Source organism: Leptospira noumeaensis (assembly GCF_004770765.1).
Taxonomy (GTDB): Bacteria; Spirochaetota; Leptospiria; order Leptospirales; family Leptospiraceae; genus Leptospira_A; species Leptospira_A noumeaensis.
In genome coordinates, this window is sequence record NZ_RQFK01000035.1 from 1 (window position 1) to 1163 (window position 1163).

Consider the following 1163-nt stretch of genomic DNA (forward strand, 5'->3'; position numbering starts at 1 on the left):
TAAGCAAGAGGAGTGCCAAAAGCCTATGTGTCGCAGACCGAACGAGGGCGTAAGTCCCGAAGTGAAGCGGTTAGTTGCTGTTATGCGAAGGCGCTTTTTGTCACTATACATTAGTATTTCTAATTCCTGAAATATAAAATTGATCATCAATGATTGCAGTTGGATCAGTCCAGTTTAAAGTATACGGCATTGTTGTATAGATTATATCATTTTGTGATTCAGAATATCCTGCTAAATGAAAGGCTGATTGCAGAAATAGTTGAAAAGTACCTCTATCTACCGGAACTTGCTCTAAATCTGGCTTTTTTGCGGTAATACGAAGATCCTGATAGATCAAAACTCGTCTTATTACAAAAAGAACGATATCAACTACTTGAGTAAAAATTGAATCTTTACTATTTACATAATGTATATTATCGAGCAAAAAACAGGATCGAGACTCATACGTATATTTTGTTTCAATGAATGGTTTTCTGGTTTCAGAGGGATTTGAGCGCCAGCTAGTTTTCTCTTTAAAAATTGTTGTAAAAATACTATCTGAGAGGATCCTGCTATTGTTTTGGTTGTCTGAAACTATTATTCCTGTTTCATTAATTTTCGATAGATAAGATTCAACTAAATGGAAAAAAGATGTTATTGATTTTCCGATTTCCCTTTCTTTGAGATTTTTTTCTTCTGTTATTGTTTTATACTGATAACCAATTAGAACATTAATATTTAATTTTGTAATTAATTGGAAAACTTCTTCGAAAAAATTTTTTATTTGTTTTTTATCAAATGTAGCAAAATTCCCTTTTCTCGACCAAAGGTCAGTTGCGTGAATTTCTTGTGTTTTCCAATCAGTAATTCCAAAATGTTCAGCTATTAGATTTAAATAAAGACGTTCAAGATGAAAATATTTCACATCATTTAAGCATAGACCTCCATAAATAATATAAGGACCATCGATAAATTGGTTATTTTCTACCTTATAATTTATTCCTGTTTCATCTGTATAGATTAGTATCATATTATTGGCGCTTTCGCATAACGAACTAGTCTTGACGAAGTTTCCCGCCCTGAGCCTGCGTAGTAGGCGTTAGGGATAGCGGGAAATTTGCCGAAGGCCGAACGAGGGCCTGTCCCGAAGTGAAGCGTTAAGACGCTGTTAGTTGCAGTATGCC

General features: G+C 34.3%; 1 protein-coding gene. It reads right to left on the reverse strand.

Features of this window, described 5'->3' with window-relative positions:
* Positions 1-103 precede the first annotated feature (103 nt).
* Positions 104-1009, reverse strand: a complete 906-nt coding sequence (locus tag EHQ24_RS18850) for a DUF3800 domain-containing protein (protein ID WP_135603142.1) — start codon at positions 1007-1009, stop codon at positions 104-106.
* Between the last annotated feature and the right edge of the window lie 154 nt (positions 1010-1163).